Annotated in this window: 22 protein-coding genes and 2 pseudogenes; 1 reads left to right on the top strand and 23 read right to left on the bottom strand. The window is 27.2% G+C overall.

Annotated features, from left to right (window positions below):
- The 8 genes from HMPREF2852_RS07255 to murB all read right to left on the bottom strand — a co-directional run.
- A partial coding sequence (locus tag HMPREF2852_RS07255) for a class I SAM-dependent RNA methyltransferase (RefSeq protein WP_070607182.1) occupies positions 1-861 on the bottom strand: 861 nt, incomplete at its 3' end.
- Positions 861-2,633 (bottom strand): pyruvate kinase, encoded by a 1,773-nt coding sequence (gene pyk / locus HMPREF2852_RS07250; RefSeq protein ID WP_070607179.1) that lies wholly within the window; start codon positions 2,631-2,633, stop codon positions 861-863. The genes pyk and HMPREF2852_RS07255, both read right to left, overlap by 1 nt.
- 24 nt (positions 2,634-2,657) lie before the next feature.
- Entirely contained in the window at positions 2,658-3,617 is a 960-nt protein-coding gene (gene pfkA / locus HMPREF2852_RS07245) for a 6-phosphofructokinase (protein ID WP_004838572.1), read from the bottom strand.
- A gap of 10 nt (positions 3,618-3,627) precedes the next feature.
- Positions 3,628-7,077, bottom strand: coding sequence for a DNA polymerase III subunit alpha (locus HMPREF2852_RS07240; RefSeq protein WP_070607176.1), 3,450 nt, complete (start codon positions 7,075-7,077; stop codon positions 3,628-3,630).
- Positions 7,077-7,994 carry a DNA-binding protein WhiA gene (gene whiA / locus HMPREF2852_RS07235; RefSeq protein WP_019117962.1) on the bottom strand — a complete coding sequence of 306 codons (918 nt, stop codon included), beginning with the start codon at positions 7,992-7,994 and terminating at the stop codon, positions 7,077-7,079. Before whiA ends, HMPREF2852_RS07240 begins: the two co-directional genes overlap by 1 nt.
- An 11-nt stretch (positions 7,995-8,005) precedes the next feature.
- A complete protein-coding gene (locus HMPREF2852_RS07230; RefSeq protein ID WP_070607173.1) occupies positions 8,006-8,728 on the bottom strand; it encodes a tyrosine-protein phosphatase in 723 nt (240 codons plus the stop codon).
- On the bottom strand, positions 8,716-9,570 hold the full coding sequence (rapZ, locus tag HMPREF2852_RS07225) for an RNase adapter RapZ (protein ID WP_070607170.1): 855 nt from the start codon (positions 9,568-9,570) through the stop codon (positions 8,716-8,718). Before rapZ ends, HMPREF2852_RS07230 begins: the two co-directional genes overlap by 13 nt.
- Positions 9,570-10,472: a UDP-N-acetylmuramate dehydrogenase gene (gene murB / locus HMPREF2852_RS07220; protein WP_070607168.1), complete on the bottom strand. Its 903-nt coding sequence runs from the start codon at positions 10,470-10,472 to the stop codon at positions 9,570-9,572. Before murB ends, rapZ begins: the two co-directional genes overlap by 1 nt.
- A 164-nt stretch (positions 10,473-10,636) precedes the next feature.
- Here murB and rpmB point away from each other — a divergent pair, with 164 nt between their 5' ends.
- Positions 10,637-10,825: a 50S ribosomal protein L28 gene (gene rpmB / locus HMPREF2852_RS07215; RefSeq protein ID WP_004838566.1), complete on the top strand. Its 189-nt coding sequence runs from the start codon at positions 10,637-10,639 to the stop codon at positions 10,823-10,825.
- A 95-nt stretch (positions 10,826-10,920) separates the two neighbouring features.
- On the opposite strand, the gene rpe is transcribed toward rpmB, so the two are convergent.
- The 15 genes and pseudogenes from rpe to plsX all read right to left on the bottom strand — a co-directional run bounded on the left by rpe (position 10,921) and on the right by plsX (position 25,393).
- Positions 10,921-11,583: a ribulose-phosphate 3-epimerase gene (gene rpe, locus HMPREF2852_RS07210; RefSeq protein WP_004838565.1), complete on the bottom strand. Its 663-nt coding sequence runs from the start codon at positions 11,581-11,583 to the stop codon at positions 10,921-10,923.
- Positions 11,577-12,440: a ribosome small subunit-dependent GTPase A gene (rsgA, locus tag HMPREF2852_RS07205; RefSeq protein WP_070607165.1), complete on the bottom strand. Its 864-nt coding sequence runs from the start codon at positions 12,438-12,440 to the stop codon at positions 11,577-11,579. Before rsgA ends, rpe begins: the two co-directional genes overlap by 7 nt.
- Positions 12,437-14,440 carry a Stk1 family PASTA domain-containing Ser/Thr kinase gene (gene pknB / locus HMPREF2852_RS07200; RefSeq protein WP_070607162.1) on the bottom strand — a complete coding sequence of 668 codons (2,004 nt, stop codon included), beginning with the start codon at positions 14,438-14,440 and terminating at the stop codon, positions 12,437-12,439. Before pknB ends, rsgA begins: the two co-directional genes overlap by 4 nt.
- 7 nt (positions 14,441-14,447) lie before the next feature.
- Complete coding sequence (locus HMPREF2852_RS10165) at positions 14,448-14,804, bottom strand: protein phosphatase 2C domain-containing protein (RefSeq protein ID WP_395853531.1); 357 nt, start codon at positions 14,802-14,804, stop codon at positions 14,448-14,450.
- A gap of 26 nt (positions 14,805-14,830) precedes the next feature.
- The gene (locus HMPREF2852_RS10160; RefSeq protein ID WP_261668225.1) at positions 14,831-15,175 is read right to left on the bottom strand and encodes a protein phosphatase 2C domain-containing protein; all 345 of its coding nucleotides are present in this window, start codon (positions 15,173-15,175) and stop codon (positions 14,831-14,833) included.
- Positions 15,176-15,177: 2 nt separating this feature from the next.
- On the bottom strand, positions 15,178-16,209 hold the full coding sequence (gene rlmN / locus HMPREF2852_RS07190; RefSeq protein WP_070607159.1) for a dual-specificity RNA methyltransferase RlmN: 1,032 nt from the start codon (positions 16,207-16,209) through the stop codon (positions 15,178-15,180).
- Positions 16,206-17,486, bottom strand: a complete 1,281-nt coding sequence (rsmB, locus tag HMPREF2852_RS07185; RefSeq protein ID WP_070607156.1) for a 16S rRNA (cytosine(967)-C(5))-methyltransferase RsmB — start codon at positions 17,484-17,486, stop codon at positions 16,206-16,208. The genes rlmN and rsmB overlap by 4 nt, the downstream gene beginning before the upstream one ends.
- A 1-nt stretch (position 17,487) precedes the next feature.
- Positions 17,488-18,447: a methionyl-tRNA formyltransferase gene (fmt, locus tag HMPREF2852_RS07180; protein WP_070607154.1), complete on the bottom strand. Its 960-nt coding sequence runs from the start codon at positions 18,445-18,447 to the stop codon at positions 17,488-17,490.
- Positions 18,419-18,883, bottom strand: coding sequence for a peptide deformylase (gene def / locus HMPREF2852_RS07175; RefSeq protein ID WP_004838558.1), 465 nt, complete (start codon positions 18,881-18,883; stop codon positions 18,419-18,421). Before def ends, fmt begins: the two co-directional genes overlap by 29 nt.
- A gap of 11 nt (positions 18,884-18,894) precedes the next feature.
- Positions 18,895-20,920 (bottom strand): annotated as a pseudogene (locus tag HMPREF2852_RS10300) (recombinase RecF).
- Between the two features lie 612 nt (positions 20,921-21,532).
- Positions 21,533-22,426: pseudogene (locus tag HMPREF2852_RS10295) on the bottom strand (AAA family ATPase); the annotation flags it as partial.
- A complete protein-coding gene (locus tag HMPREF2852_RS07165; protein ID WP_070607151.1) occupies positions 22,413-23,489 on the bottom strand; it encodes an elongator complex protein 3 in 1,077 nt (358 codons plus the stop codon). The pseudogene HMPREF2852_RS10295 and the gene HMPREF2852_RS07165, both read right to left, overlap by 14 nt.
- Positions 23,482-24,198 (bottom strand): ribonuclease III, encoded by a 717-nt coding sequence (rnc, locus tag HMPREF2852_RS07160; protein WP_070607148.1) that lies wholly within the window; start codon positions 24,196-24,198, stop codon positions 23,482-23,484. Before rnc ends, HMPREF2852_RS07165 begins: the two co-directional genes overlap by 8 nt.
- A complete protein-coding gene (locus HMPREF2852_RS07155; RefSeq protein WP_004838554.1) occupies positions 24,198-24,422 on the bottom strand; it encodes an acyl carrier protein in 225 nt (74 codons plus the stop codon). The genes rnc and HMPREF2852_RS07155 overlap by 1 nt, the downstream gene beginning before the upstream one ends.
- Positions 24,419-25,393 carry a phosphate acyltransferase PlsX gene (plsX, locus tag HMPREF2852_RS07150; protein WP_019117977.1) on the bottom strand — a complete coding sequence of 325 codons (975 nt, stop codon included), beginning with the start codon at positions 25,391-25,393 and terminating at the stop codon, positions 24,419-24,421. The genes HMPREF2852_RS07155 and plsX overlap by 4 nt, the downstream gene beginning before the upstream one ends.
- Positions 25,394-25,398 lie beyond the last annotated feature (5 nt).

The raw sequence follows: 25,398 nt of genomic DNA, 5'->3' as shown, positions 1-25,398 counted from the left end.
GATTGAGCTTGTTGCTGAGCCACAAAATAAGTCTAGAACTTTTTGATTTTCTCCTAGAAAATCTTTGGCTGTTTTGTATAATTTTTCTGTCACATAATCATTTACTTGGTAAAAATCGTTCATAGATATTTTGAATTTTTTTCCTAATAGATTATATATGAGATAATCTTTGCCTGAAATATTTATTTTTTCTTTTTTATTTATTAGGTTAATGTTGTAAGTTGAATTTTTGTATTGATTTTTTATATATGGGATAATTTCTTTGTCTTTTATTTTTATATTTAATAGTATTTCTTTTTCGTTTGCTCTTATTGTTATTTCTTCTAGGCTATTTGGGTATTTTTTTGTAATATCTTTTGTGATTTCTTCTATTTTTTCTAGATTTTCTCTTATTAAATCTTTTGCTAAAAGGCAATCTTTTATTTCTACAAGGTCATTGGAATATTTTTTGTTATAGGCAAGTTTTCCTTTTTTTGTTATTTGTAGCCTAATTTTATTTCTATATCCAAATTCTTTTCCTTCTATTATTTCTATATCATCTATTTTTATTTTTGCTGATTTTAATAGGGCATTTTTTATTAAATTTTTCTTTAATTTTATTTGACTTTTATAATTTATATCCATAATAGAACAACCACCACATTCATAATAATATGGACATGGTGGTTTTCTAAGGTAGGGAGATTTCTCTAAAGTTTTTGTTTTTTCTGCTTCAAAGAAATTCTTTTTTTCATTATTTACTTTTATATTGCAAACTTCTCCGTAAATTGCGCCTTCTATAAAGGCAGTTTTACTTTCTGTTTTTGCAACTGCCCTACCGTCTTGTAGAATATCAATTATTTTGATATTTTTTATTTCCATTATAATACCTTTGCTTCTCCCTTGTAGATTATTCCTCCAAGTGGATCAAGTGTTATTGTATCTCCGTCTTCTAATAGGTTTGTAATGTTTTTTACTCCAAGTATTGCTGGAATTCCAAAGTGGATTGCTACAACTGCTGTGTGGCTTGTTAGTCCTCCGTTTTCTGCAATAACTCCTGAAGATCTTTCCATAAATTCGTTTATATCTTTATCGGTATATTTTGCAACAATTATATCTCCGTCTTCGAATTTTCCTTCAAGCTCTTCTTTTGTTGAACCAACTACAACTTTTGCTGAAACGGATTTGTTTCCAACGCCTGTTCCGTTTGCAATTATATCTCCAATTACGTGAACTTTTATTAGGTTGGATGTTCCTGAAACTCCTAGTGGAATTCCTGCTGTAAGTACAGTCAAATCTCCTTCTTGTACGTAATTTTCTTTTAATGCTCCAACTATTGCTCTTTCAATTAATTCGTCTGTTTCATGAGCTGTATCTACAATTATTGGATATACTCCCCATGACACTGACAATCTTCTTGCAACTTTTTCATCTATTGTACAAGCAATTATATTTGTTCTTGGTCTAAATTTAGAAACTGCCTTTGCTGTATTTCCTGATGCTGTACAAGTAATTATAGCTTTTGCTCTCAATTGGCTTGCTATTGTACAAGTTGATTTTGAAATTGCATTTGTTGTTGTAATTTTTCTATCTATTTCTGTTTGATAAATATTTTCTTCGAAATCGTCTGATAATTCTGTTGTAATACAAATATCTCTCATAGTTTTAACAGCTTCTACCGGATATTTTCCTGCTGCTGTTTCTCCTGAAAGCATTACACAATCTGTTCCATCTATAATTGCATTTGCAACGTCGGTTGTTTCTGCTCTTGTAGGTCTTGGATTTCTTTGCATTGAATCTAGCATTTGTGTAGCGGTAATTACTGGTTTTGCAGCCTTATTACATTTTCTTATAATTTCTTTTTGTACAAGAGGAATAAGCTCTGTTCTAATTTCTACTCCCAAATCTCCTCTTGCAACCATAATTCCATCGCTCGCTTCGATTATTTCATCAGCATTATCTACACCTTCTTGAGATTCTATTTTTGATATAATCAAAATATCTTCTCCGCCATGATCTTCAAGGACTTTTCTTATATCATAAATGTCTTCTTTTTTTCTAACAAAAGATGCTGCTATCATGTCAATGCCGTTTTCAATTCCAAATTTAATATCGTCTACATCTTTTGGTGTGATTGATGGTAGGTTTGTAACTCTTCCTGGAAGATTTACTCCTTTGTTATTAGAAATCACTCCATTATTTTGTACTCTACAAACTATTTCTGTTCCATCTTTAATTTCAATTACTTCAAGTTGAATTAAACCATCATCTACTGAAATTATTGAGCCTTTTTCTACATCTTGTGGTAAGCCTTCGTATGAAACTGATACAATATCTTTGTTTCCAACAATATTTCTAGTTGTTAGTGTAAAAATATCATCTGGTTTCAAGAAATATTCCTTTTCTTCAAATTTTCCAATTCTAATTTCTGGACCTTTTGTATCAAGCATAAGTCCCAAAGGAACATTTAATTTTCTTCTTATTCTTTTTATAGTTTTAATTTTTTCAAGATGTTCCTCATGAGATCCATGTGAGAAATTTAATCTTGCAACATTCATTCCATTTTTAATCAATTGCTCCAAAACTTCTGGAGATTGTGAAGCTGGTCCTATTGTACATACAATTTTGGTTTTCTTTAATATATCTGGTTTCATAACTTATCCTCCACCTATTCCTATTTATTTAGATAATTTGTTAGCAAGTCTGTAAAGATCTTCATTAAAATCAGAATTCATTGATACTGCTTCATCTATGCTAACTTGATTTATTTTTCCATTTGTATAACCCAAAGCTATATTTGTTTTTTCTTCATTTAATAATTCCGCTGCTGTTGCTCCCATAATAGAACCTAATAATCTATCAGCTGAAGATGGAGAGCCTCCTCTTTGAACGTGGCCTAAAACTGTAACTTTTGTTTCAACTCCACTTCTTTCTTCAACTTCTTTTGCTACAGTATATGGATTTCCAACTCCTTCAGCAAGAACTATAAGATGGTGTAATTTTCCTCTTTTTCTTCCGTGATTTACTTTCTCAACAATTTCATCAATTGAGAATTTGTGTTCTGGAACTATGATAGATTCTGCTCCACCAGCAAGTCCTGAAAATAAAGCTAAATCTCCACAATTACGTCCCATAACTTCTATTACAACTGCTCTTCCGTGAGATGATGAAGTATCTCTTAATTTTCCAATAGCATCTGTTACTGTTTCAATTGCAGTAAAAAATCCTATTGTAAAATCTGTATAGCCCATATCATTATCAATTGTGCCCGGAATTCCTATGGTTTTTATTCCCAAATCACTAAGAGCCTTTGCTCCTTTAAAAGAACCATCTCCACCAATTACGATTAGTCCTTCGATTCCATAATCTTTAAGAATTTGAGCTCCTCTTTTTTGACCTTCTGCATTTTTAAACTCAGTTGATCTTGCAGTTCCAAGAATTGTACCACCTTTATGGATAATATCGGCAACTGATGAAACATTCATTTCATAAATATCTCCTTTCATCAACCCGTCATATCCATTTCTTATTCCTTTTACTCTCATTCCGTTGTTTAGGGCTGTTCTTACTGCAGCTCTAATCGCTGAATTCATTCCCGGTGCATCGCCACCACTAGTAAGTATACCTATTGTTTTCATTGTTTCTCCTTTAAATTAATTTAACATTATCCTTCCCAAGTTTCAACTTCAGATAATTTATTATATCTGAATTTTGGTCAATCCACAAGCTTTTATCAAGTTTGACTGTCTTTTTTTTGTCAGAAAAATAAATTATCACTGGTGTGCTACCATGGTTACTCATTAGATCTTTTCGTATTTTATTATACCTTACATATTCCATTTTTATATACAAATTTTTAAAAGAATTTTCATCAATTTCTTTTATATTTGATACAATCAATTTCAATTCATCATCGCTAGATTGTAGATTTCCACTAACCATCACAAGTGTATCATTTTCAATTATATTTTTTACATCTTTATAAATATTTGGAAAAATTATCATTTCTATTGATCCAGACATATCCTCCAAAGAACAAAATGCCATTAAAGTACTTTTTTTTGTCATAGTTTCAGATTTATTTGTAATAATTCCTGCCATCCTTACACTTTTATTGTCAAATTTATCTAAATCTACTGGCCTTAGCTCACTTAAAATTTCCGTTGTGAAATTTACATAATTTTTTAAATTATTTCCTAAAGAATTTAAGGGATGATCTGAAATATAAAAACCTAAAACTTCCTTTTCTAACTTTAGTTTTTGCTTATTTTTATATTCATTAACTGGTGGAAATTTTATGTCATCAATTATTTCTTCTTTGTTTTGATCAAAATCAAGCAAATTCATTTGACCTTTTAAATTCACTTTCTCATTATCATGAATTGATTGAAGAGCTGTTTCGTGGACTGCCATAAGCTCTGATCTTTTGTATCCTAGGCAGTCAAATACTCCTGCTTTTATAAGAGATTCCAAAGCTTTTTTATTTAAAACTGTTGGATCATTTGCCTCAATTCTTTCTAGAAAATCTTTAAAGCTTTTAAAATTTTTCTCTTTTCTTAAATTAACGATCAAATCAATTAAATTTTCTCCAACATTTTTTATAGCCGAAAGACCAAATACTATTTCATTTTCATTTGCTACAAATCTTCTTTTTGACTTATTTATATTTGGCGGAACAATTTTTATTCCAAGCCTTTTTGCCTCTGAAATATATAAATAAACTTTAGAAGAGTTGCCCATAATGGAAGTCAATAGATTTGCCATATATTCTTCTTTAAAATAATATTTCAAAAATGCAGTTTGAATAGCTACCAAGGAATAAGCCGCTGAGTGAGATTTGTTAAAGGCGTATTTTGCAAAAGAAATCATTTCATCGTATATCTTATTGGCATTAATTTCTGAAATACCATTATTTACACAACCTTTTACTTCATAATCTCCATTTTGATTTTTCTTTCCGTGGACAAATATTTCCCTATTTGCTTCCATTACGCTCATTTTCTTTTTGCTCATTGCTCGTCTTAGATTGTCAGCTTCCCCAAGTGAAAATCCAGCAAGTTTTTGTACAATTTGCATAACTTGCTCTTGGTATACAATTATGCCATAAGTTACTTCAAGAATTGGTTTTAGGGCATCATCTATGTAGGAAATATTTTCTGGATTTATTTTATTTTTTATATAATTTGGAATTTGATCCATTGGTCCTGGTCTAAAAAGTGAATTTGCTGCAACCAAATCATCGAATCTTGTTGGTTTTAAATTTTTAAGAAAATTTCTCATACCAGCTGATTCAAATTGAAAAATCCCAACTGTTTCAGCCTTGGTAAATTGACTTATAACTTTCGGATCATTTTCATCAATTGCCCCAAGATCAATATCTATATTTTTATTTCTCTTTATATCCTTTATTGTATCTTGAATTACTGTAAGATTTCTAAGTCCCAAAAAATCCATCTTTAACAAACCCAATTCTTCAATTTCTGTCATATTAAATTGGGTAACTATCTGATCGTTTGATAAAGCAAGAGGAACAATATCTGTTAAAATTTCCTTGCTTATAACAACTCCTGCTGCATGGATTGATGTATGCCTTGGTAAGGCTTCGATATTTCTTGCAGTATCTATCATTCTTTTTGTTTCAACATCATTTTGATATTCGTAAGCTAATTTTTCAGTAGAATCAAGAGCCTTATCAATTGTCATTCCTATTGCTTGAGGAATTAATTTTGCTATTTTATCAACCTTATTGTAGGAAATATTCATAACCCTTCCCACATCTCTTATGGCATTTCTTGCCTGCATCCTACCAAAAGTTACTATTTGCGAAACATGATCTCGTCCGTAAAGTTCATATACATATTCAACTACCTTATCCCTATTTTCATAGCAAAAATCTATATCAATATCAGGCATTGAAACTCTTTCTGGATTTAAAAATCTTTCAAAAAGCAAATCATATTTTAAAGGATCAATTTGTGTAATATCGAGAGCATAAGATACAATTGAACCTGCTGCTGATCCCCTACCAGGTCCTACTGCAATCTTATTATCTTTGGCATATTTTACAAAATCCCAAACAATCAAAAAATAATCTACATAACCCATATTATTTATTACGTCGATTTCTTTTTTTGCTCTTTTTATAATTTTTTCATCTAAATTTTTGTATTTTTTTATAAGACCTTCTTTGACTAGAATTTTTAGATATTCAAGATTTGTTGTATCTTTTGGAAGTTTTGTAAAATATGGTAGGTGAGGATTATGAAATTCTAGGCTAACATTGCACATAGCAGAAATTTTTTGTGTATTCTCAAAAGCTCTTGGAAAATCTTTAAAAATTTCTTCCATTATTTGAGAATCTTTTAGATAAAATTCATCAACAGGCATTTTCATCCTATTTTCATCTTCTAATAAAGAACCTGTTTGGATACATGATAAAACATCTTGATAAAAGGCATCATTTTTTTCAACATAATGAACATCATTTGTGCATACCAGTTCTATATCCAAATCCTTGTGAATTTGAAGTAATACTTCATTAACTTTTTTTTGTTCTTTTAAACCATGATATTGTACTTCCAAATAAAAATTTTCTTTGCCAAATAAATCGAGATATTTTTTTGCTGTAGAATATGCTTTTTTTATATCATTTTCTAAAATTCTTTGATTAATTTCTCCATTTAAGCAAGCTGAAAGACCTATCAAGTCTTCTTTGTATTCTTTTAAAACTTCAAAATCTATTCTTGGCTTATAATAATATCCTTGTGTGTAGGCTTTTGATACGATTTTTAAAAGATTTTTATAGCCATTATTATTTTTTGCCAAAAGAATAAGATGGTAATATCTTTTATTTTGGGGAGTTTTTATTTTATAATCATTTTCACAAATGTAAACTTCACAACCAATTATTGGTTTAATATTATTTGCTTGGCATTTTTTATAAAATTCAATTACCCCATACATATTTCCATGGTCTGTTATTGCACAAGAATCCATTCCAAATTCTTTTAGCTTTTCCATCAATTTATCAATTTTTGTAAAACCATCTAAAAGTGAATATTCTGTATGAAGGTGGAGGTGGGTAAAATTATTTGTCATTATTCCTCACTTTCTGCAAGTTTTATAAGTTTTTGGAGTCTGTAATTAACCTTAGCTTTTGAAAGGGCTGGCGTCATCATTTTGCCCAATTCTTCAAGAGAAATATAAGGATAGGCAAGCCTTAATTCGGCAATTTTTTGCAAATCTTCTGCTTGATTTTCTAAAATATTTTTTTCTTTTAATTTATTTATTGCATCAACTTGCCTAAAGGCCGCTTTTACAGTCCTATCAATATTTGCTTTGTCGAAATTTGTTTGCCTATTTATGTCATTTCTAATTGACTTCATTGCCCTTACATTTTCTAAATCAAAAAGTGATTTATTTGCTCCAATTAAAGCCAAAAAATCTGAAATTTTATCAGAATCTTTTATGTAAACACAATAAGAATCATTTCTCAAATTTAATTTTGGATTTATAGAAAATTCTTCCATGATTTTTCCTATCAAAAGTGCTTCTTCTTTTTGTTGAACATTAATTTCAAGATTATATCCCCTATAAGGATCATTAATTGAACCTTTTAGCAAAAATGCTAATTTTAAAATAATCTTTTTTTCATTTCTACTTTTGATATTTTCAAAAAATTTTTCAAATTCATATAAGCTATAAGAATCTGCAAGTGCTAAAATTTTATCTGCCACTTCGCTATCTTCTACCAAAACAACATAAGACCTATCTTTTGAAAATTTTCTTTTATTTTGAATTTCCATGGCTGGAGAATAGTTATATTTTTCTTTTATAATCTTGTAAATATACCTTGCTTCTATGTTCTCGCTTGCCTTAAATAAAATTTGGTAAGAATTATTCACTATCCTAATAGAGCCTTGAAAATAAAAGTAGGCTAATAATTCCATATCAATCTCTTTATAATCAGGCTCTTTTTTTAATATTTCTTTTTTACATCTTTTTGAAAAAGACATATAATCACTCTCTATTCAATCATTTTTTCTTTAATTTTTTCTATAATTTTCTTTTCAACACCTGCATATTCTAAGTATGCATCATAAGTTTCATATTTTCTTTGTATATATTCCATGGCTTCTTTTATGTTGTATGGAGAAGTTATCCTAAAAACTGCTTCGTTTTCATTTTGCCCATACATGTCTACATAACCCAAATTAGCAGAAGAAATTTCATAGTCAGCCATAATATCTGTCCTAAAAACTCCTACAAGTCCAAATAAAATCATAGAAATAATTCCAGTTCTATCTTTACCTTCTTGGCAATGAAAAAGCACACTTCCATCAGCATTTGCCATTATCTCAAAAATCTTTTTTATAGCAGGAAAATTATCAATTAATGTAATATAAGATTTTCCTATTGTATCTTTTTTTTCAATTAATCTTTGGATTTCTTCTTGGCGCATTGGCCTTGGAGAAAGCGATACATTGTAATGAGAAAATTTTTCTTTTAAAATTTTGATTTTTTCATAATGATATTTGATTTCGTCATCACGTCTTAAATCAATTATTGTTGATACATTTAAATCTTTCAATAAATCCAAATCTTTTTTTGTGCAAGAATCAAGATTTGCACTTCTAATAAAAGATTTCCAAGAAGTAATTTCCCCATTAATGGTTGGATAGCCTCCCAAGTTTCTAGCATTTTTTATATTTTCAAATGGTAAAACTTTTAAATATTTTATTTTTTCCATTTTTCCCTATCCCTGTGTTTTCTCACAACTATATAATCGCTATCCTTGAGTTTTTCATAAATTTTCTCACACATATAAACTGACCTGTGTTGACCACCTGTGCAACCAAATCCAATAGAAATTGAGTTTTTGCCCTCTTTAATAAAATAGGGAATAAGCTTTAACAAATTATCATACACCAAATTTTTAAAGTCATTTGCAATTTCAAAGCCATCAAGATATTCTTGTAGTTTTTCGTCAGTTCCATTTAGGTGCTTTAAATCTTTTATATAAAAAGGATTAGGTAAAAATCTCAAATCAAATACTACATCAACATCAAGGCTTAGACCATTTTTATATCCAAAAGAAAATAAATTTATAATGAAATTTTCTTTATTTTTAGAAAAATTAAGGAGAACTTTTTTTAAATCCTTGTTATTATAAGAGCTTGTATCAATTATAATATCTGCCATTTCCTTAATTTTTTTCAATTCTCTTTTTTCCTTTATAAGACCATCTTTTACATCTCCAAAAGAACCCAAAGGATGAGGACGTCTTAGTTCATTATATCTTTTTAAAATTGTTTCATCTTGACTTGTAAGATAAATTATTTTAGTATCTTCGTTTATTTTTTTGAGATTTTCCAGATTTTCTACCAAATTTTTATCAACTTTTATAGACCTAAAATCAACAACACAAGCAAGCTTGTCTATTGGTTTTTCCTGCTGTTTATTTAATTTTATAAAACTTTCCAAAAGTCTTGCAGGAACATTATCCATAGCATAATAATCAAGATCTTCAAAAATTCTAAGAGCTGTCGATTTTCCAGAGCCACTAAGTCCTGTTATTATTTTTACCTTCACTATTTTTCTCCTATGACTTTAACTTCCCTTTCAAGTTTAAAACCAGTTTTTTCAAAAACAATACTTGCAACTTCCTCAATAAAATTGATCATTTCCTCATAACTTGCATTGCCATTATTAATTAAAAATCCACAATGTTTTTCGCTAACTTGACAATCGCCTTTTCTATAGCCTTTCAAACCACATTCATCAATTAATTTTGATGCGAAAGAGCCTACAGGTCTTTTGAAAGTAGAGCCTGCAGATTTTTTATCAAGAGGTTGTTTTGTAACCCTTCTATTTGTAAAATCCTCATATTTTTCATAGATTTTTTCTTTATCATCTTTTTTTAATTCAAAAATCGCCTCAGAAACAACCAAATCATCGTCAAAAACCTTAGAATGTCTATAAGAAAAATCCATATCCTCATTAGAAACTTCTAAAATTTCCCCAGTTTTAGAAACCAATCTTACACTTTTAATTATATCTTTCATCTCAACGCCATAAGCTCCTGCATTCATAGCAACAGCTCCACCAAGGCTTCCAGGAATTCCAGAAACTTCTTCCATGCCAGTTAAAGAATTTTCAAAAGAAAATTTGCTAGCTTTAGATAAAAGACATCCCGCACTTACTCTCAACAAATTTCCATCAAGAGAAATTCTGTCATAATTTTTAGAAATAATTATAACACAACCCCTAATTCCTTTATCAGTAACCAAAATATTTGTCCCGTTACCAATGATTGTTGTTTCTATATTATTTTTTTGATTAAATTTAATTAAATCTACAAGTTGATATTCTTCTTTTACTTCCACCAAGACATCCGCTTTGCCACCAATGCCAAAATTTGTATAATTTTTTAATTGTTCATCAAATTTAATAATTCCAAAATCTTTATTTTCATACAATGACTTATAATCCATAAAGCCTCCTTGTCTAACTACTTACTAAAATCTATTTTTATTATACTCTTATTTGATTTTTTGTCTGTTTTTCTATATAATAGCAAGTAGCGATTATATTTGAAAATTTGATATAAATTTGATATAATAACTAAGATATTTCTAAGACATTGGAGGTGTAAAGTATGGCAAGAGAATGTGATATCTGTGGAAAAGGTACAAAATTTGGTAACAAAGTTACTTTCTCACATAGAAGACTAAATAGAAACTTTAAACCAAACGTTCATAAATTAAGAGCTAAAGTTAATGGAAGCGTAAAAACAATCAACGTTTGTACTAAATGTATAAAAAGCGGAAAAGTAGAAAAAGCTTAATAAGAATTTTATAGTGCTATAAGCACTATTTTTTCATTAAAAAAATCTCTTTCGAAATTATAGAATAATAATTTCAAAAGAGATTTTTTATTTTTTTATTCATTTATTATTTTTTTATATTTTTCAACTTGTCTAGAAATTGAATTTTCATTATTAGAAAAAATATCAGAACCACTTACAACCAAATCAACGCCTGCATCAATTACTTTTTTCAAATTAAAATCTTTAATTCCCCCATCGACTTCAATAAGACAAGATAAATTTTTTTCATCGATAAGTGCTCTGATTTTTTTAATTTTTTCCAAAGAATCTTCCATAAAAGATTGACCGCCAAAACCTGGCTCAACGCTCATAATAAGACACAAATCAATTTTTTCTAAATATGGAATGATTTTATTTATATCAGTTTTTGGTTTAAAACTAAGACCAACTTTCATACCAAAAGATTTAATTTTTTCAATAGTTTCATCCAAATTAGAGCAAGCCTCATAATGAATTGTAACTATATCAGATCCACATTTTTTAAAATTTTCAATATATCTTATAGGCTCTTCAATCATCAAGTGAGTATCAAAAACAAAATCATTATCTTTTCTAATCGCTTTTATTATAGGAAAGCCAAAAGAAATATTTGGAACAAATTTCCCATCCATTACATCAATATGAAGATATTTAATATTAGATTTTTTCAATTCGTCTAAATCTTTTTGCAAATTAGAAAAATTTGCTGATAAAAGTGATGGGGCTATCTCTACCATGTTTGTCTCCTTTTTTTTATTTCTTCAAACAACAACAAATAATTTTCATACCTAGTTTTTTCAACAAAGCCTTTTAAAAGATCATCTTTAACTTTACACTTTGGTTCATTGATATGATTACAATTATTAAATTTACAAGAATTATTATCAAATTCTTTAAAACAATATTTTAAATCTTTTTCATCATCAATAAAATCAATATCAAAACTATCAAAGCCAGGTGTATCAAAAATATTTGTATTTTTTCCTAAATTAAAAATCTCAATATGTCTAGTTGTATTTTTTCCTCTCTTAGATTTTTCTGAAATCGTGCCGATTTCTATTTCATCTTCTACAAGATTATTTAAAAAAGTAGATTTGCCGACACCAGATGATCCAGAAACAGCAGAAGTTTTTCCATCCAAAATTTTTAAAATTTCATTTTTAGGAAAATCATTATAATTGTCAATAAAAACCAATTTATAACCTATTTTCTCATACATTTTTATAAATTCTAAATCTTTATCATCTGCCAAATCTTTTTTGGAAACTATTATTACTACATCAATATTTATATGTTCACACATAGCTAGGTACTTATCAATATTAAAAAGATTAAGGCTAGGATTTTTTATAGTAATAAAATATAAAATTTGGTCAATATTTGCTATATTTGGTCTTTTAATTTCATTTTTTCTATCTAAAATTTTTGTAATATAGCCTTTAGAATTTTCTGTGACATCAAATTCTACATTATCTCCAACCAGAGGTTTTATATTTTTTTTTCTAAAAACTCCCCTAGCCTTGCACATAAAAGTATCAAATTCAGTTAGAACATAATATATTTCTTTTTGTGATTTTATTATTTTACCAATCATCTGTTTACTTCATAAACTCCTTGAGACTTATCATCTACTAAAATCTCAACTTTAGTGCCTACAACAGATTTAAAATCTAAATTAATATTTCCACTAGAATCAAGCTCTGATGAACTATGATTTTCATTATATAAAAGATCTGTTCTTTGGTTACTATCAGATATTTTGTAAACTTTTACATTAAAACTATCTTTATCTTGAGGCCCTTTTATAGTAAATTTTACATTTACTTGCTTTTGCTTATTTTGATTTTCTTCATTGCTGTCATCTTTATTTGGATCTTTTCCATTTGAGACAACAAAATCAATTTTAGAGCCTTCAGCAACTTGAGTGCCAGCAGAAATAGATTGTTCAATTACAATTCCTTTTTTATAATCGTCCGAATATTCATAAGAAATATTTTCAACTGTAAGATTTGCATCTTTTGCAACATTGATTGCGTCTTTTTCGTAAGAACCTATAAAATAAGGAACTTTTACATTTTTAACTTCAGGTTCTTCTTTTCCCAAACTTATTGTAACATCAACTTCACTACCTGCTTGAACTTTTTCATTTTTTTCAGGATCTTGCTCAATAATTTTATCTTTTTCAACCTTATCGCTATATTCTGTATTTGTTTTTCCCAATTCTAGATCATGTTCTTTTAATTTTTCTTCAGCTTGATCTAAAGTTAAGCCAGAAAGATTTGGAACTTTAACTTCTTTTCCTTGGCTTATAACAAGATTTATAGTTGTGTTTTTCTTAACTTTTGTTTTTGGACTAGGATCTTGTTCCATTACCTTGCCTTTTTCGTAATTAGAACTATTTGCATAGCGAGATACATTTGCCTTTAGATTTTTTTCTTCCAAAATTTCTACAGCTTCTTCTTCACTTAAATTTATAACTGTAGGCACTTGTACCATGTCTGAATCTTTTGATTTTGCATAAAAATATCCAGCCACAATAACAGCAAGTAGCATCAAAACAAATGGCAAAATCTTTCTTTTTTTTGATTTTTTTTCAGATTTTTTATCCGAATCATCAGTTGGTGTTACATATACTGCTTCATTTTCTTCTTTTTTTGGTTTTTGTTTTTTCTTTTTATTTTCAACTACAGGAATAAAAGATGTTTCTTGTATTTCATCTTTTGGTTTTTGAATTTTTGCTGTATCTTCTTTTTTGAAATATCCTATATCATAAGAATTATCTTCTAATGCCCTAATTAATTCTTTAGCGCTTTTAAATCTTTCTTGTGGATCTTTTTGAAGAAGTTTCATTATTATGTCATTTAATCTTGGAGATAAATTTTCATTTAATTTGATTGGGCTTTCTGGTTCATCTTGGATATGCATAACTGCAATTCCAACTGAATTATCCGCATCAAATGGAACTTTACCAGTTGCCATTTCATACATAACAACCCCAAGAGAATATAGATCTGATTTTTCATCAACAAATTTGCCCTTGGCTTGTTCTGGAGAAATATAATGAACTGTACCCAAAATTGATGATGTGTAAGTTATAGTTGCATTTGTAGAAACTCTAGCTATCCCAAAATCTGTAACTTTTAATAAGCCATATTTATCCATCAAAATATTTTGTGGTTTTATATCTCTGTGAATAATATTTGATGAATGAGCTTGATTAAGTGCTTGGGCAATTTGAATTGAATAATCTACTATATCATGATTAGATAGATTTTTTTCCCTATCAATTTTATCTTTTAGCGTTTCTCCTTCAACATATTCCATTACTATATAATGAATTTTTTTGCCTTCAATTAAATCTTCGCCTATATCATAAACACTTACAATATTTACATGTGTAAGTCTTGCTGCTGATAAAGCTTCATTAGAAAATTTCTTTACAAATTCTTCATCTTCAGCATATTGATCTTTTAAAATTTTTATTGCTACATCTCTTTGTAGAAGTCTATCAGTTGCCTTATAAACTTTTGCCATTCCTCCTACACCAATAAGATCTTGCAATTTATACCTATTACCTAAAATAATATTGTCCATACTTACCTCAAATCAAAATTGTAGTTACAGTGATATTATCATGTCCACCATTTTTTATCGCCAAATCAACTAGGCTTGATGAAATTTTATCAGCAGTAGAATTATTGGCAATAATAGCTTCTATTTCTACATCACTAACTTCATTTGTCAAACCATCAGTAACCATAAGCATTATATCACTATCTTTCATATCCAAAGACCTAGAATCTGGTCTGATTTTACTTCCTACTCCAACTGCTCTTGTTATAGTAGACTTATTTGCAAAATTTTCTGCTTCATCTTCTGTAAGAGAGCCTGAATCTATAAGATCATTTACCAAAGAATGATCTCTAGTTATAAGTTGTAATTTTTTATCTGAATATATGTAGCATCGAGAATCTCCAATGTGTGTTATATGATAAGATTTTTTTCATAATCTATGCAAACACAAACTACAGTTGTTCCCATATTTGCATATTCTTCGTATGATTTTGATAAAGAAAAAATTTTATCATTTGCACTTTGTAAAGCTTCTTCTTGCAAGTCAATAATAGAAGAAAAATCTTTAATATTAGAATTTTTTATATATTCTAAATAATATTTTGCTGCAAGTTTTGAAGCAATTTCTCCTCCATTATATCCACCCATACCATCGGCTACAATAAAAAAACTATAATTTTCCAAATCAAGATTTCCATAATAATCCTGATTTTCGCTTCTTACTTTGCCGATATTTGAAATAGTACTAAATTTCATTTCTACCTCGCATAGTTATTTCTAAGTTGTCCACATGATGCATCAATATCTGAGCCCATTGATCTTCTTATAGTTGCATTTAAACCCCTAGTTGATAATTTTTTTTGAAATTGATCCATTACATTAGACTTAGTTTTTGAATACTTAAATTCTTCTATTGGATTTAAAGGAATAAGATTTATATGAATATTTTTACCTTTAAAAAGTTTCTCCAATTTATCAATGTCTTCTTTTAAATTATTTACCCCATCTATGACAACATATTCATAAGAAATTCTTCTTTTTGTTTTTTCAAAATAATAATCACAAGCTTTAACAATGTCTTTTATTTTATATTTTTTTGCACTTGGCATATATTCCATTCTTTTTTTATCAAAAGCATAATGTAGGGAAACAGCCAAATTAATATCATATCCCAAATCTGCAAGCTTGTAAATTTTATCAACAAGTCCTACAGTAGAAATTGTTATTGCTCTGTGAGATAAATTTCTTCCATTTTCATCTGTAATTATTTTAATAAATTTTTCTATATTTGAAAAATTGTCTAGAGGCTCCCCTATTCCCATGACAACAATATTATTAATATCTGAATTTTCTCTTTCTAAAAGATAAATTTCTTCTATTATTTCAGATGCTAATAAAGATCTTTCAAGCCCATTTTTAGTAGATGCACAAAATTTGCATCCCATTTTGCATCCTACTTGTGACGAAATACAAATTGTATTTCTATTATTGTATTCCATAAAAACAGCTTCAATAATGTTTCCATCATCAAGTTCAAATAAATATTTTTTTGTTTTGTCCAAGTTAGATTTAAATTCTTTTAAAACTTTAATCTTTGGAAAATAGAAAATTTGATCTAATTTTTTCCTCATATCTTTTGACAAATCAGTCATTTTAGAAAAATCATTTATTTTATTTACATGAATTTGCCTAAAAACTTGTTTTGCCCTAAATTTTTGAAATCCTAAATTTAAAAAAATTTCTTCTAATTCTTTGATAGTTTTGTCATTTATTGTTTTTTTCATAATCATATCTTTTCAAATTTTGTTAAGAAAAATCCATCAGTTTCATCTTCAAAACTATTAAATTCCAAGTAATCTTTTCCATTAATTTTTATATTTTTAAGCCTTCTTTTCTTGGATAAATAATTGAAATTATCTTTATTTTCAATACTTCCAATTGTACAAGTAGAAAATACTAAAATTCCACCTGTTTTTAAATATAAAAAAGCCTTATCCAAAATATTTTTTTGAAGTTTTGAAAGACTAATAACATCTTCCATAGTCCTATTATATCTTATCTCTGGTTTTCTATCCATAACCCCAAGACCAGAACATGGCAAATCGCATAAAATATAATCAAATTTTTCTTTGTATTCTTCCTTTAAAATACTAGCATCAAAATTTGTAATTTCTATATTTTTTAGTCCCAATCTTTTAATATTTTCATTTATTTTCGATAATTTATTAAAAGAAATATCATTTGCAATTATTTTTGATGAATTATCGCAAAGCTCAACTAATAAAGATGTCTTTGTTCCTGGAGCTGCACATATATCTAAAATATTTGAATTTTTTTTAGGATTAAGAATCTCACAAACTTTTATAGAAGCTTCTGATTGGATTGTAAAAAATCCTTTTTTAAATTCTTCTGTGCTTGCTAAAGACTTAGGATTTTTAATTACAAGGCTTAAAGTCGAAATCAAAGAGTCTTCTACAATATATCCCCTATCTTGCAAAAGATTTTTTAATTTTTCTCTTGTGATTTTTGTTTTATTTATCCTTATAGATAATTTTCTTTCCTTATTCAAAGAATCTAAAAATTTTTGAGTATAATCTTTCCCGTATGAATCATTTAAATATTTTATAATCCACAAAGGCATGGAATATTTTATCGAATTAAATTCTTCATCATTTTCTATATTTATTTTTGATAAATTTTTTTCATCTCTTATATAAGATCTTAAAATAGCATTTACAAAAGATTTTGATTTAAAAGATACTTTTTTGGTAAGATTTACTAATTCATTTACTATTGCATAATTTTTTCTATCTAAAAAATGAATATTATAAATTCCAATTAACAAAATAAGTTTTACCTTTTTGTCCAATTTTTTCACTTTTATTTTTGACAATTTTGCCAAAATGTACTCAAGATATAACTTATTTTCCAAAACTCCATATATATTTTTTGTTATATAGGAAATGTCTTCTACTTTTTTTGCTATTTCATTAATAATATCTGTAGATTTTTCATTTTTGTAGGAAATTCTATAAAGACCATCTAATATTAATTTAAAATCTTCCATATTATCCTAAATAAATTCCTTCTTCAAAATCATTTCCAAGTAAAAAAGATTTTGTATCCATAGCTTTTTTGCCTGGAAATTGAATTTTTTCAATTCTTATCCCGCCATTTTTACAGCCAATAATAATTTTGTCATTTTTGTTAGCCTTATATACAAAAGATATTTTTGGATTTTCAATTTCAACTGGGCTTGCTTTTAAAATTTTTACATTTTCATTTTTATATGAAAAATATGCCTTTGGAAATTCTACAAAAGCTCTAATTTTATTTATTATTTCTTCTTTTGATTGATTAAAATCAATCTTTCCCATTTCTTTTGTAATTTTTTTTGTAAAAGTTGCTTTATCATTATCTTGCTTTACTCTATTTTTCATAAAATCATCATAATTTAATACAGACTCAAGTATAACTTCACTTCCAATTTTTGATAGTTTTTCACTTAAAGATGTAAAATCATCTTCATCATTTATTTCAACTTCTTTTTGATTTATAATATCCCCTGAGTCCATTCCTTTTTCTATAAGCATGGCTGATGCATGAGTTTTTTTGTCACCATTTAATAGGCTAAATTGTACTGGACTAGAGCCTCTGTATTTTGGTAGAGATGATGGATGCAAGTTGATTATTTTATTTTTATATTCTTCTAATAATTTTTCTTTTATCAACTGACCAAAAGCAACTACTACTATATAATCAATATTTTTTTCTTTTAATAAATTTATAAATTCATCTGTGTTTACACTATCTGGAGTAACAACTTCAATATTATTATCCAAAGCATATTGCTTAACTACTGTTGGCTTAAATTTATTTCTATTTCTTTTTTTATCTTTTCCACTTACAACTAAACTTAGGTTTATATTTTCGTTTTTATTAAGAATATCCAAAGTTTCTAGTGAAAACTTTGGACTTCCCATAAAACATATATTTATTTTATTCGTCAAATTTAACTTCCTCTTCATAATTATCTATAAATAAAATCCCATTTAAATGATCAATTTCATGGCAAAGAGCTACAGCTTTTAGGCCTTCAGCTTCTATTTTTTTCTCATCTCCATTTTCGTCTAAATATTTTACAACAACATGGGCAGGTCTTTTTACATTTGCATTAAAATTTGGAACTGAAAGGCAACCTTCAACTCCAACTTGTTCTCCATCTTTTTCAATAATTTCTGGATTTACAAGTTTAATCAAACCGTCTTCATCTCTAACATCCACAACTATAACTCTTTTTAAAAGTCCTACTTGTGGCGCTGCGAGTCCAACTCCATCAGCCTTATACATTGTTTCTGCCATATCATCTAATAAAATTTTAATTCTATCATTAACTTCTTTTACTTCTTTTGAAGTTTTTCTTAAAATAGGATCTCCAACTTGTCTTATATTTCTAATTGCCATTTTTCCTCCTTCTATTTTTTATCATCAAAATCTATTGAATAAATTTTTGAAATTCCACCATCGCCAATTGTAACTCCATGAATTTTTTCTGCTAATTGCATGGTTGTTTGCCTGTGAGTTATCATTATAAATTGAGTTTTATCCGATAAAGATTTTAAATAATCTATATATCTTTTTATATTTGATTCGTCCATAGCTGCATCAATCTCATCTAATAAAGAAAATGGAGCAGGGTTTGTTTCAAATATTGCAAATAATAAAGCTACAGCCGTTAGTGATTTTTCTCCACCAGATAATAAGCTTATATTTTTTGTACTTTTTCCTGGAGGACAAGCGGATATATCAATTCCCGCATCTAATAAATCATTTGAATCAAGGCTTAGCTTTGCCTTTCCTCCCATAAACAATTCCTTAAATATCCTTTGGAATTTTTCATCAATTATATTGAAATTTTTGATAAATTCATCTTTCATATCTTCTTCAAGTTTTTTTATCATTTTTTCAATATCTTTTTTGGACTTTTCAAGGTCAATTTTTTGCTTATCTAAAAATTCAAATTCTTTGTATGCTTTTTCAAAATTTTCTTTTGAATTTTCATCAAAAAATCCGACTTGAGTCAATTTTTTTTTGAAGATTAAATAATTCTTCCTTTTTAATTTGCTTTGTAGAATTTTCGTAATTATTTTCTTTTAATTCTTCTATTGATTTTGAAATAAACGGTCTAATTTCATCTTCTAAATTTTTCATATCCTTGCTTATAGCTTCTAGCTTGTAATTAAACTTCACTATTTTCATAGAATATTCATTTAATTCATTTTCTATATTTTTAGATAGAGATAATAATTTATGATTAGAGTTTTTCTTCTCATCAATTTCTATAGAAATCTTGATTTTATTTTTCTCGTCTTCTTTTACTCTTTCTTTTGTATCAAAAACTTTATTTTCACAAGCACTTATTTCTTTTTCTAAATTTATCAAACTTTCTTCTAAAGATTTTTTCATTTTTTGATTGAATTCTATATTTTGTTTCAAATTCAAAAGACTATTTTCATCTTCACTTATCCTATTTTCTAAAATATTTAAATCTCTTGTATTTATTTCAATACTATTTTTGTTTTTAAATATTTCGTTGGATAGATCATTTATTAGTTTACTATTTTCAACAGATTTTTCCTTTAAAATCTCATCTTCCTTTTTTACATTTGAAAGTTTTAATTTGATTTTTTCTATATCTTTGAAATTTTCTTCTTCTTTTGATTCATTCAAAGATTCTTTTAACTCGTCAATTCTTTGAATTAGACTTTGCTTTTGATAATTTTTTTTGTCAAGAATAGACCTTATATCTATTAAATTCTCATTAGCTTTTACTAATTCATCTTCTTTTTTTTGCCTTAATCTTTGATTTTCTTCTATTTTTATATTTAAAGAATTATAATTTTCTAATAGCTCATTTCTCTCGTTTCTTAACTTATTTATCCTATACTTAATTTCATTTATTTTTTTATTTCTATTTAGGATATTAATATTTGATTTTCTAGCCTTATTAACTCCGGCAACCATTGAACCCCAAGTATTAATTAAATCAAGATTTAAAGAAATTATCCTATACCCCTTAATTTTATTTGATAAGCTTACAGCATCGTCTATATTTTTTACAACAACTGTATTAGAAAGAAAATGATTAATAATATTTTCAAGTTTTGAATCAAAACTAACCAAATCATAAGCCATTGCTATAACTTCTTTTTCTTCAACTCTAGCTTTTTTATTTTGTTTTATTGAATCCAAAGGTAAAAATGTAATTCTGCCAAGTTTATTTTTATTTACAAAATTAATTATCTCTCTAGTATCTTTTTTTGACCATGTTACAATATTTTGGAGACCTTGACCTATAAGATTTTCAATTATTTCTTCATATCCTGATTTTACAGTTATAAGATTTGCTAGAGTATTTATATATAATTTTTCAATCTCTGTATTTTTGGTTTTTTTCAAAAAATCTGAAACAGAATAAAAATACCCTTCATTTCTTTCCATCAAAGACTTTTGTATCTTATAATTTGATATTTCTTCTTTGCAAGAAAGCTTGTTTTGGTTGATTGCCTTTTCTAAATCATCTTTTTTATTTATTTCATTTATGATTTTTTCTTTTATCTTTTCAAGATTTGTATTTTTTTCTTCAATATCTTTTGAAAGATTTTCTTTTTCCTTTTCCAATTCATTTAAATCTTTGCTAAGATTTGACAAATCAGTATTTAATTCTTGAATTTTTTCATTGATTATCTTGTTATTTTCAAATCTTTGTTTTTCAAGAATTGTTCTTGTTTTTTGATCTATATCATAGTCATATATTAATTTATTTAAATCTTCGCCTTCTTTTTTTAATCTTTCAATTTCTTTTTGTATTGAAGATAATAAAGCAATGCTTTCATCTTTTTTCTCAGATAATTTTTTATTTTTTTCTTCTAAATTTTTAATTATATTTTTTGTATTTTCAAGCTTATCTTTTTGATTTTTTAGTGAAATTTCGTAATTTTTAAATTTCTCATCATACGATTTAAAATCATTATTATTTCTTTCTAAATCTTTTTTGTTATAAGCCAATTTTTGCCTATCAAGATTTATCTTATTAGTGTACTTATCAATATTTTTTTCATTATCTAAAATACTTTGGTTAAGATTTTTATATTTATTTTCTAAATCTCTGATATTTTCTGCTATTGGCAATAAAGATTCATTTACCTTATCAAATTCTCTAGTTTTTTCTTCTTGATTATTTTTTAAAATTTCAATTTGTTCAATTAAATCTTTATTTTTTTCGTTTAAAGACTTCGATTTATTTGCATAAAATAAATAGGCTTTTTCATTAAGCAAGCTATCAATTTCAATATATTTTTCAAAATTTTTCGCCTCAATTTCAAGCTTATTTTTATCCTTATTTTTGTAGTCCCATTCTCTTTGAATTATCTCAAGATCTTCATCAACCTTAGATAATTTTTTTAGAGATTCTTCTCTTCTATATTTGTGAGTTGCAATTCCACTTGCTTCTTCAAATATATTTCTTCTTTCTTGATTTGATGAATTCAAAATTTCATCAATTCTTCCTTGACCTATTACAGAATATCCTTCTTTCCCAATACCTGTATCCAAAAATAATTCTTTAATATCCTTAAGTCTTACTCTTTTTCCATTTAACCTATACTCATTGTCGCCATTTCTAAAAATTCTTCTAGAAATTTTTACAATATCATAGTCACTAGACAAAGCCCTATCTTTATTATTAAACGAAAGATTTACTTCCGCCATATTCATAGGTTTTTTATCATCAGCTCCTTGAAAGATTACATCATCCATCTTCTTTCCTCTCAAAGATTTTACTGATTGTTCACCCAAAACCCATTTTATGGCGTCTGCTATATTTGATTTTCCAGAACCATTTGGACCAACTACAGCAGTTATTTGATTATCAAATTTTATTTTTGTCCTATTAGCAAAGGACTTAAATCCTTTAAGTTCAACACTTTCTAATCTAATATAAATCACCACCGTAAGTTTTTTCTACAAATTCTCTCATAAAATTTTCAATATCATAGGATATTTTTTTATCCTCATACTCTATATAATTATTTTCGTCATTTTCAAAATTTATAATCAAGCCGTATTTTTTATAAAAATAATTTTTGTTTGCTTTTTTATTTCCAGCTATTATTGAAATTTCTCTGTTTGATATATGAATTTTTATCTTATTTTTTAGCCTATACTTATTTATTAATTCTTCCAAATAAATTTTGTGAATATTTGTTTCAACCAATTGTCTAATTGAAGGATGAAAAGGCCCTGCAACAACATCTTTTTTTTCATTTATATTTTCTGTTGGTTGAAGTCCTATTCTTATTACTGGAATTTTTTTGTATGAATAAATCATATAAAGCCTACTAGATATTTCAATAGCTTCATCCAAGCTAAGAGGCCTATATAAACATTCCTTATATAATTTTTCAAGTTTTGTATCTTTTATAACCAAAGTTGGATATATTCTTACCATATCAGGATTCATTTTAATAGACTCTAATCCTGTTTTGATAGCTTTATCAAAAGAATCCTTATAAAGACCTGGCATTATTTGATGACCTAATTTAAAACCATAATCTTTTATTAATTTGCTTGCCCTAATTGAATCTTCTTTACTATGACCTCTCTCATTTGCATTTAATATTTCATTATCAAGCGATTGTATTCCAAGTTCAATTACATCAACCTCATATTTTTTTAATATATCAAGAATAGAATTATTTATATAATCAGGTCTTGTGGATAATCTGATTCTATCAATAATTCCCTTCTTTTTATAATTAAGTGCAATTTCAAGATAAGAAATCATTACTTTTTCATCAAGACCTGTAAATGAGCCACCAAAAAATGCAATTTCTTTAAGATTTTCATTTTTTGGAAAATATGATAAGTATTGATTAATTTGCCTTATAGTATTTTCTTTATTAATATTGTCCTTATAATTTGTAATTTTGACTTGATTGCAAAAAGCACAATCGTGGGGACAACCCAAAAATGGTATAAAAATTGGTATTATATATTCTTTTTTACTCATTTGTCAACTTCTTATAAGCGATTCTTGCTGCCATTTGTTCTGCTTCTTTTTTATTTTTTCCCTTGCCAGTGCTAAGTTTTTTATTTTTGGCTGAAACTTCCATATAAAATGTTTTATTATGCTCTGGTCCTTCTTCTTTTACAAGTTTATATTTTAAAATTATTCTGTTTGTCTTGTTAAAATATTCTTGTAATTTTGTTTTGTAATCAATAAAAAGCAAGTCATTTTCTAGAAGTTCTTTTACAATTTCATAATAATTTTTCATTAAAAAATCTTTTAGAAAATCATATCCTGCATCAAGATAAATTGCAGCACAAAAAGCCTCAAAAGTATCTGCTTTTACAGATTTTTTTTCTCTACCATTATGACTTTCTTCTCCTTTTCCAAACAACAAATATGAAGATAAATTAAATTTTTCGCTTGCTTTTGAAAAAGATGAAGTACAAACTATCCTTGATCTTATTTTTGTCAATTTTCCTTCTGGATATGTTTTGTGATTTTTGTAAAGTTCTTCGCTTACAATTAAATCAAGAATGCTATCTCCCAAAAATTCCAATCTTTCGTTTGATGATTTATTTTCATCCTTGCTCTCATTAATATAAGAAGAGTGAGTAAGGGCTACATCAATAAGATTTTTATTTTTAAAAATGTAGCCTATACTCTCTTCAAGTTTTTCAATTTCTTCTAATCTTTCTTTACTCAATTTCATTAATTTTTGCTTTCTATTAAAGATATTACATCTGAAAATTTTTCGATTTCATCTAATTCGTCATCAGAAAATTCTATGTCATACTTATCTTCAATTGCCATAATAAAATCAAGCATATCGATTGAATCTATGTCATAAGCTGTGATTTCTTTTTCAAAATCAATTTCATCTTCATTAATATCTAAATTTTCTTTTACTAATTCAATTAATTCTTCTCTTATCATTCTAATTCTCCTTTTATTTTTTCTATTGTATTTGTATTTACATAATCGATTAGGCCTAAAATAGCTGAGCTAAATGCTTTTTCATTAGAATTGCCGTGGGCCTTGTAAACATATTGGTTTACTCCCAAAAGTGGAGCTCCTCCTATAGAATCTGAGTTATATTTTGATAAATTTTCTTTTAAAGAATTTTTTATCAAGGCTCCCCCAATTTTTGTTGAAAATGATTTGTAAATTGCATCTTTAATTTCCTTACTGAAAAGACTAATTACACCTTCTGCAGTTTTTATAGCAATATTTCCGTCAAATCCATCTGCTATTACTATATTAGTCTTGCCAGTAAACAAATCTCTTGCTTCAATATTTCCTTTGAAATTTATTGAAGATTCTTCCAATAATTTGTAAGTTTCTTTTGCTAATTTGTTGCCCTTGTGTTCTTCGATTCCAACATTTAAAAGTGAAACTGTAGGATTTTCTATATGAAGTACATTTTTTGCAAAAACACTTCCCATTATTGCAAATTCTTTTAAAAATTCTGCTTTGCAATCCATATTTGCCCCAGTATCCAATAATAAAGTTGTATTTTCATAAGTTGGTAGGCTTGTTGCTATGCAAGCTCTTTTTATTCCTTTAATTCTTCCAGAAATAAATAATCCGCTTGCAAGAATTGCTCCTGTTGAGCCCGCAGAAACTAATCCATCGTAACCATCTTCATTTAATTTTTCGAAAGCTTTAACCATTGTAGAATCTTTTTTTCTTCTTATAGCCTTTACTGGATCTTCATTATTTTCAATTTTGTCTTTAGCATCTATTATTTCGTAGGATTTTATTCTTCCATCAATAATTTTTTCTATTTTTTCTTTATCTCCAGAAAAAACTGGCACAAAATCTTTTTCTTTTAAAGCACTAATTGCACCTTCTATTGGAATCTTTATTCCGTCATCTACTCCATAAGTATCTATAATTATCTTCATAATTT

The organism is Anaerococcus sp. HMSC065G05, from assembly GCF_001812365.1.
GTDB classification, from domain to species: domain Bacteria; phylum Bacillota; class Clostridia; order Tissierellales; family Peptoniphilaceae; genus Anaerococcus; species Anaerococcus vaginalis.
This window is presented reverse-complemented; position numbering and strand designations above follow the sequence as displayed.

Coding starts and splice junctions, on each gene's coding strand:
- pyk (WP_070607179.1), bottom strand. CDS start 2,633: ATGAAACCAGATATATTAAAGAAAACCAAAATTGTATGTACAATAGGA.
- pfkA (WP_004838572.1), bottom strand. CDS start 3,617: ATGAAAACAATAGGTATACTTACTAGTGGTGGCGATGCACCGGGAATG.
- HMPREF2852_RS07240 (WP_070607176.1), bottom strand. CDS start 7,077: ATGACAAATAATTTTACCCACCTCCACCTTCATACAGAATATTCACTT.
- whiA (WP_019117962.1), bottom strand. CDS start 7,994: ATGTCTTTTTCAAAAAGATGTAAAAAAGAAATATTAAAAAAAGAGCCT.
- HMPREF2852_RS07230 (WP_070607173.1), bottom strand. CDS start 8,728: ATGGAAAAAATAAAATATTTAAAAGTTTTACCATTTGAAAATATAAAA.
- murB (WP_070607168.1), bottom strand. CDS start 10,472: ATGGATTATAAGTCATTGTATGAAAATAAAGATTTTGGAATTATTAAA.
- rpmB (WP_004838566.1), top strand. CDS start 10,637: ATGGCAAGAGAATGTGATATCTGTGGAAAAGGTACAAAATTTGGTAAC.
- rpe (WP_004838565.1), bottom strand. CDS start 11,583: ATGGTAGAGATAGCCCCATCACTTTTATCAGCAAATTTTTCTAATTTG.
- rsgA (WP_070607165.1), bottom strand. CDS start 12,440: ATGATTGGTAAAATAATAAAATCACAAAAAGAAATATATTATGTTCTA.
- pknB (WP_070607162.1), bottom strand. CDS start 14,440: ATGGACAATATTATTTTAGGTAATAGGTATAAATTGCAAGATCTTATT.
- HMPREF2852_RS10160 (WP_261668225.1), bottom strand. CDS start 15,175: ATGAAATTTAGTACTATTTCAAATATCGGCAAAGTAAGAAGCGAAAAT.
- rlmN (WP_070607159.1), bottom strand. CDS start 16,209: ATGATTATGAAAAAAACAATAAATGACAAAACTATCAAAGAATTAGAA.
- rsmB (WP_070607156.1), bottom strand. CDS start 17,486: ATGGAAGATTTTAAATTAATATTAGATGGTCTTTATAGAATTTCCTAC.
- fmt (WP_070607154.1), bottom strand. CDS start 18,447: ATGAAGAGGAAGTTAAATTTGACGAATAAAATAAATATATGTTTTATG.
- def (WP_004838558.1), bottom strand. CDS start 18,883: ATGGCAATTAGAAATATAAGACAAGTTGGAGATCCTATTTTAAGAAAA.
- HMPREF2852_RS07165 (WP_070607151.1), bottom strand. CDS start 23,489: ATGAGTAAAAAAGAATATATAATACCAATTTTTATACCATTTTTGGGT.
- rnc (WP_070607148.1), bottom strand. CDS start 24,198: ATGAAATTGAGTAAAGAAAGATTAGAAGAAATTGAAAAACTTGAAGAG.
- HMPREF2852_RS07155 (WP_004838554.1), bottom strand. CDS start 24,422: ATGATAAGAGAAGAATTAATTGAATTAGTAAAAGAAAATTTAGATATT.
- plsX (WP_019117977.1), bottom strand. CDS start 25,393: ATGAAGATAATTATAGATACTTATGGAGTAGATGACGGAATAAAGATT.